This window comes from Streptomyces corynorhini, from assembly GCF_003346515.1.
GTDB lineage: Bacteria > Actinomycetota > Actinomycetes > Streptomycetales > Streptomycetaceae > Streptomyces > Streptomyces corynorhini.
Genome location: NZ_QQNA01000209.1, coordinates 1 through 5,708, shown reverse-complemented (window position 1 = coordinate 5,708; position 5,708 = coordinate 1). Strand labels below are relative to the sequence as shown.

Annotated in this window: 9 protein-coding genes; 2 read left to right on the top strand and 7 right to left on the bottom strand. The window is 74.0% G+C overall.

Going from position 1 to position 5,708, the window contains the following annotated elements:
* Positions 1–58: 58 nt before the first annotated feature.
* The 6 genes from DVH02_RS24465 to DVH02_RS24445 all read right to left on the bottom strand — a co-directional run bounded on the left by DVH02_RS24465 (position 59) and on the right by DVH02_RS24445 (position 3,036).
* On the bottom strand, positions 59–502 hold the full coding sequence (locus DVH02_RS24465; protein ID WP_114625992.1) for a hypothetical protein: 444 nt from the start codon (positions 500–502) through the stop codon (positions 59–61).
* 70 nt (positions 503–572) lie between these two features.
* On the bottom strand, positions 573–1,088 hold the full coding sequence (locus tag DVH02_RS24460) for a potassium channel family protein (protein ID WP_114625991.1): 516 nt from the start codon (positions 1,086–1,088) through the stop codon (positions 573–575).
* Positions 1,089–1,283: 195 nt separating this feature from the next.
* Positions 1,284–1,742 (bottom strand): DinB family protein, encoded by a 459-nt coding sequence (locus DVH02_RS24455; RefSeq protein ID WP_114625993.1) that lies wholly within the window; start codon positions 1,740–1,742, stop codon positions 1,284–1,286.
* A 41-nt stretch (positions 1,743–1,783) separates the two neighbouring features.
* Positions 1,784–1,951 (bottom strand): hypothetical protein, encoded by a 168-nt coding sequence (locus DVH02_RS35265; RefSeq protein ID WP_158575934.1) that lies wholly within the window; start codon positions 1,949–1,951, stop codon positions 1,784–1,786.
* Between the two features lie 7 nt (positions 1,952–1,958).
* Positions 1,959–2,411 carry a hypothetical protein gene (locus DVH02_RS24450; protein ID WP_114625990.1) on the bottom strand — a complete coding sequence of 151 codons (453 nt, stop codon included), beginning with the start codon at positions 2,409–2,411 and terminating at the stop codon, positions 1,959–1,961.
* 277 nt (positions 2,412–2,688) lie between these two features.
* Positions 2,689–3,036, bottom strand: a complete 348-nt coding sequence (locus DVH02_RS24445) for a helix-turn-helix domain-containing protein (RefSeq protein ID WP_114625989.1) — start codon at positions 3,034–3,036, stop codon at positions 2,689–2,691.
* 375 nt (positions 3,037–3,411) lie between these two features.
* Here DVH02_RS24445 and DVH02_RS24440 point away from each other — a divergent pair, with 375 nt between their 5' ends.
* Together DVH02_RS24440 and DVH02_RS24435 are read left to right on the top strand one after the other, a co-directional pair.
* Positions 3,412–4,083 (top strand): hypothetical protein, encoded by a 672-nt coding sequence (locus DVH02_RS24440; RefSeq protein ID WP_114625988.1) that lies wholly within the window; start codon positions 3,412–3,414, stop codon positions 4,081–4,083.
* Positions 4,084–4,163: 80 nt separating this feature from the next.
* Positions 4,164–4,541: a hypothetical protein gene (locus tag DVH02_RS24435; RefSeq protein ID WP_114625987.1), complete on the top strand. Its 378-nt coding sequence runs from the start codon at positions 4,164–4,166 to the stop codon at positions 4,539–4,541.
* Positions 4,542–4,626: 85 nt separating this feature from the next.
* Here the strand turns inward: DVH02_RS24435 and DVH02_RS24430 are convergent.
* A partial coding sequence (locus tag DVH02_RS24430; RefSeq protein ID WP_147286119.1) for a class I SAM-dependent methyltransferase occupies positions 4,627–5,708 on the bottom strand: 1,082 nt, incomplete at its 5' end.

Genomic DNA, 5,708 nt, shown 5'->3' with positions numbered 1-5,708 from the left:
CCGTCGCCTCTCGGCGCTCCCCCCCCCGCTGTTCCCCCCCGCTGTCACTCCGTACGGATCAGCCCTCCCAGTCGGAGGACTCCTGCCCCCGGCCCTTGCCGCCCGTGCCCCAGGACGTCCACGGCATCCGGCGCGCCGAGTTCAGCGCGTTCACCCCGACGATGCCCAGCCAGCAGACGATCAGCCCCCCGATCCCGGCGTTCACGACGGCGATCGCGGAGAGCGGGATGGCCAGGATCAGCGAGATGACGGCGAAGCCGAAGCGCTCGCCGAACCCGAACCCCTCGGCCGCGCCGGACGGGCGCGAGGCGCCACGCGCCACCGCCAGCTGCTGCTCGGCGAGCTGACGGCGCACGCGGCGGTCGACCGTGGCGTCGAGCCGCTGCCCGACCCTCTCCAGGAACGATTCCACCAGCGCGGAGTCGTATTCCTCACCCAGGTCCCGCCGGGCCTGGAGGGTGGCGTTGAGTTCTTTCCTCAGATCGGCGTCGTCGGCGTCCATGGACCCCACGGTAGGCGGCGGGGACGCCCGGGGCAGTGGGGCCTGCCCCCGTATCGGGCGGGGGACGGCGTCAGGGCGGGCCTTCCGCGCCTTGACCTCGCCCGGCGGCGGAGTGCCGCACCAGCTGTTCGAGGTGGTCGAAGCGGGCGTGCAGGGCGCGCAGTTCGCCGGAGGCGTCCGCCCGCCCCTTCCGCTCGGCGTTTTCGAGCGCCTCGGCGACCTGGTGGGCGCGGTGCGCCGCGCTGCCGACGAACCAGGTCGCCAGGGACGCGGTGACGATGCTGAAGACCGAGATCCCGACCAGCATCACCACTCCGGCGATGAGCCGTCCCGGGACGGTCACGGGATAGAGATCGCCGTACCCGACGGTGGTCGCGGTCTCGACGGACCACCACAGGGCGAGCGGGAACGAGGTGATGGTCGCCTTCGGCGCCGCCAGCTCGAACGGCACGATGATCCAGGACCCGAGCAGCAGCACCACGACGACGCCGACGGCGGCCCAGGCGGCGGCCTTCACGTGCAGCCGCCGCCACCGCTCGTTGCCGAGCAGCTTTCGCAGCAGGTAGAGGGGGGAGAGCGGCGGCATGGACGTACCTCACCGGGGAGCGGTCGGTCGCGGGCGAGTGCATCGGCGCGTCATCGCGCGGTGACCGCCTCGAAGCTACTCGGGACGGGCCGGTTCGCGGGGTTCTGACACACACCCGCGCGGCCGGAACCCGAGGGCCGCGTCCGCGGCGTCAGGCACCCGCGCGGCCGGAACCCGAGGGCCGCGTCCGCGGCGTCAGGCACCCACGCTGCCGTCGATCGCCTCGCGCAGGAAGTCGGCGTGGCCGTTGTGGCGGGCGTACTCGTGGATCAGATGCAGCATCACCATCCGCAGCGACACGTCTTCGCCCCAGCGCGCCGCGTACGCCGTCACATCCAGCGACCGCGCCGCCGCCTCGATCCGGCGGGCGTGCTCGATCTCCGTACGCCAGGCGCCGAACGTCTCCTCGCGCGTGGCCCCGGTGGCGTCGTACGCCACCTGGTAGTCGCCCTCGGGGGACCAGACCAGCGGAATGTCCTCCCCGTTGACGACCCGGCGGAACCAGGCGCGCTCCACCTCGGCCATGTGCCGTACCAGCCCCATCAGGCAGAGCGTGGAGGGCGGCATCGACCGCCTGCGCAGCTCCTCGTCGCTCAGGCCCTCGGTCTTCATGGCGAGGGTCGCGCGGTGGAAGTCGAGGTACGAGCGGAGCATCTCGCGCTCGCCCGCGGTCGGGATCGGGCCGACCCGCGCGGTCACGGCGTCGGCTCCTGGGCGGCGGGGCGCTCGCCCTCCGCGTAGACCGTGCCGAACGCGTCCCCCGGGGTGGAGTCGCTGACCGGTTCGGGAGAGGCGCAGCCCGTGGGCAGCGCCCCGGCGGCGGGCGGGGCGTGGGCGACGAGCGCCGTGCGAGGGGTGCGCATCGCCCGGTCAGACCGTCGCACGCCCGCGCGCGCCGGCGCGGCCGAGGACGATCTCCAGGTGCGGGGAGCGCCATGCGGACAGCAGCCAGGCCGCCGGGAGCTGGAAGGTGAAGAGCGCGAGGATCGCCATGAAGAACGCCGCGTCCACCGGCCCCTCGTCCCCGGCGGCCCACGCCGAGATCCCCGAGCAGAGCAGCAGCACGCCCAGGTAGACCGCGCCGTCGATCAGCGCCACCCGCCAGTTGGGCAGCGCCGCCGACATCCGGCGGACCAGGGTGAGGGCCAGGACGGCGGTCACCACGAAGACGGCGTTCCACGGGTCCGCCGCCCAGAACGAGACCCAGCCCCTGAGGCCCCCTGAGGCCACCCGCCAGGCCAGGTCGACCCCGGCCCCGGTCAACCAGGACAGCACGACGACGGTGAGCGCGTAGGAGACGGCACTGCGCCAGGTCACGGTCACGTCGACCCCCCTTTCGGCACGGGCCGCCCGACGGCGTCCCGCTGCACGGCTCATTGTCCTCCGCGCACCGGCCCGGCGGGGGGCGGGGTCAGCGGCCCCCGTTTGGTGCCGACCGTGCCCCGCTCGCACGCCGGCGCGGACGGGCACAGCGGACGCCCCCGAGGAGGCGGGCGCGTCCCACTGCCCGCGCGTCACCGACGGCGCCCCCGCGTCCCTCGGTGGCCTCTCCCGCCGTGACAACAGCCTCCCGGCATCGCCGTCCGCACGGCGGACGCGCTCACAGGGGAGAGGGCGCTCGCCAGGGCCCCGGCACCCTGGGCAGGTGCCGTGTGCACGCCGGATCCGAGCACAGCGTGTCATGCGCCAGCGCGGCGACGATCGCCGCCTGCGTCCGCGTCTGCTGCCCGATTTTCCGCACGATGTTCGCGATGTGCGCCTTCACGGTGCGCTCCGCGATCTTCAGCTCGCGGGCCAGCTCCCGGTTGCCCAGGCCCGTCCCGAGGAGCAGCAGCACCTCCCGCTCCCTCCCCGTCAGGCTCTCCAGCCTTTCCGCGCCGTACGACGCGTTCCGTCCGGTGCGCACCTGCGAACTGGACGTGTCCTGGACGTTGGATCCCCCGGTCATGTCCGACCTTCCCGCCCCGGCTTCCCCCAGCAGACCCCCGTGGTCTGGATTCCGGCCGCGGCCGGATGGCAATCTACCGCCCCAAGCTGGCATGAGCACGCTTTTATGACGTTCCGCGGCGCGGTTCTCGTCACGCGGCGGCGGGGCGCGGCGGCGGTCGGTCCTCGGCGGCCGTGACCGGAGGGCACGGGGGCGGAGTTCGCGATGGCGACGCCCTCGCGTCGGCGGGGACGGCCGTCGTCGTCTGTTCGTCGACGCCGGTGCTCGTCCCCGGTCGGCCGGTGGCGCGTCCCGGAACGCCCGGATGTCCGGACGCCCGTACCCCCGCCCCACCCCGCCGCGTTGAGGCCCGTGCGCACCGCTAATCTCTGCGGAATGATCAGCCGTGCTCCGCTGCCGCCGCCTCCCCCGGAGATCCGTTCCTGGTCCGACCAGGAGGCACGGCTCGCGGTCCGGGACGGGGCCATGGCGGAGCTGGCCCGGCGCGGGCTGTCCGCCGTAGGGCTGGTGCTGCTGTGGCTGCTGGGCGCGGTCGCGGTGGTCGGCTGGGCGGCGCTGGGGCTGGCGGTCCGGAGCGTGGAGACCGGTGGGCTCGCGTACGCGACCGCGCCTGCGGCGCTGATCCTCGGGCTGTTCCTGCTGGGCGCGGCGGGCGTGGGGCTCGCGCTGTGGGCGAGCAGGGGACGGGAGGTGCGGCGGCGGCTGGCGGACTGGGCGGGTGTCGGTCCTGTCCGCCCCGACCTCGTGACGCACCGTCGGCTGCGGGCGACCGGGCGGTGCGCCGCGTGGCTGCTGCCCTCGGTCGCGCTGTGCCTGTTGGGGCTGAGAGCGGCGCTGCCCGTCGGCGGCCGGCTCATGACCGCCTCCGAGGACGCCGTGGCGGCGCAGTCGCTCGTGTTCGGGGACGTGGTGTACGCCGCCGGTATGGGCGCCACGCTGCTGCTGACGGGGGTGCTGGGGCTGATCAGGTCGGTCGACCACCAGCGGTGGGCCGCCCGGTATCTGCGCCGGATCCCGGACCGCCGTGGCGGTGGCGCACATCGCTGAGGCTCCTGAGGCCGTTCCTACGGTGTCCGGCCTATCCTGGTACCCGAACGCATGCGCCATGCAGGGGGAAGGGGCGGCGGATGAACTGGCTTTGGTGGATTTTCGTCTTCTTCATGGTGGGCGGCTTCGGCTGGATGGCCGATACGGGACGCACCGCGCTCAGGACCCGCCACGAGCGGAGAATGGAGCGCCTGCAGCTGGCGGAGAAAGAGCGTGAGAGGGAACGGCTGGCGCTGGAGGAAGCCGGCAGACAGCCCGACCCCGTCTGCGGCTGCTCGCACCACCTGGCCAAACACGACCGCCAGGGCAAGTGCCACGAGGACGTGGAGGCGCCCGTGGAGTGGGACGCGGAGAAGAAGCCCCTGCGGTACGAGCGCCGCCAGTGCAACTGCCAGCAGTACGTGGGCCCCCAGCCGCTGTCCCTGATCTACGCGGACGACCTGACGGACCTCGCCTGACGAGAGGCCCTGGGCCCTGTCTTCGAAGTCCCGCCCGGTCGGCGGGCGGACGGCGCTGCTTCGCGGACCCGCCTCGGGGCGTGGGTCAGGCTGCGACCGGGTGCCCGATCAGCATGGCCGGTGCCCCCGCCACCCTGGTCAGGAAGACCGTGGCGGCGTTCGGACCCTTGAGTTTCATGCGGCGGCGCAGCTCTTCCGGTTCCACGGCCGAGCCGCGCTTCTTCACGGTCAGGACACCCACCTCGCGCTCGCGGAGCAGGGCTTTCAGCCGCTTCAGGTGGAAGGGGAGTTCGTCGGTGATCTCGTACGCGGTCGCGTACGGGGTGGCGCGCGCCTCGTCGGCGGTGATGTAGGCGATCGTCTCGTCGATCAGCCCGCCGTCCAGCTCCTCGGCCACCTCCGCGACGAGGTGCGCGCGGATGACGGCGCCGTCGGGCTCGTACAGGAACCGGCCGGTACGGCGGACGGGCGGATCGGGCAGCCCCCGGCCCGTCAGGGCGGCGGTGGCGCCGGAGGAGAGCAGGGTGGCGCGGCGCGTGCCGGGGACGACGGCGCCGGGCCGGTGCCAGAGCACGGCCTCCTTGACGTCGCCCGCGTACGAGATCCACTCGGCCTCGAAGTCGTCGGGGACCAGCTCGTGCGGGATCCCCGGCGCGATCTTGATCGCGCCCGTACCGGTCCTGCGCACCGCCTCGACCGCCCACGACAGCGGCGGTGAGTACGCCTCCGGACGGAAGATCCTGCCCCGGCCGCCGCGCCGTGCCGGGTCGATGAACAGGGCCTCGGCGCCGGTCAGGTCGTACTCCAGCACATCGGCCCGCGTCACCGTCGCCGACGGCCCGCCGGGCGCCAGCGTACGCAGGTTGGTGCGGGCGATCTCGCAGGTCAGCGGGTCGATGTCGACGGCACGGACGGCGAGGCCCGCGCGCAGCAGCTCGATGGCGTCGCCGCCGATGCCGCAGCACAGGTCCGTGACCCGGGGCGGCTCGCCGGGCGCGGGCGCCATGAGCGTACGGAACCGGGCCGCCCGGTGGGCGGCGACGGCGCCCCGGGTGGCCTGCTCGACGCCGTTCGGCGTGAAGTACATCCGGTACGCGTCGCGCGCGCCGAACTTCGCCACCGCGCGCTGGCGCAGCCGGGCCTGGGCCAGCGCGCGGTGGCGAAGTT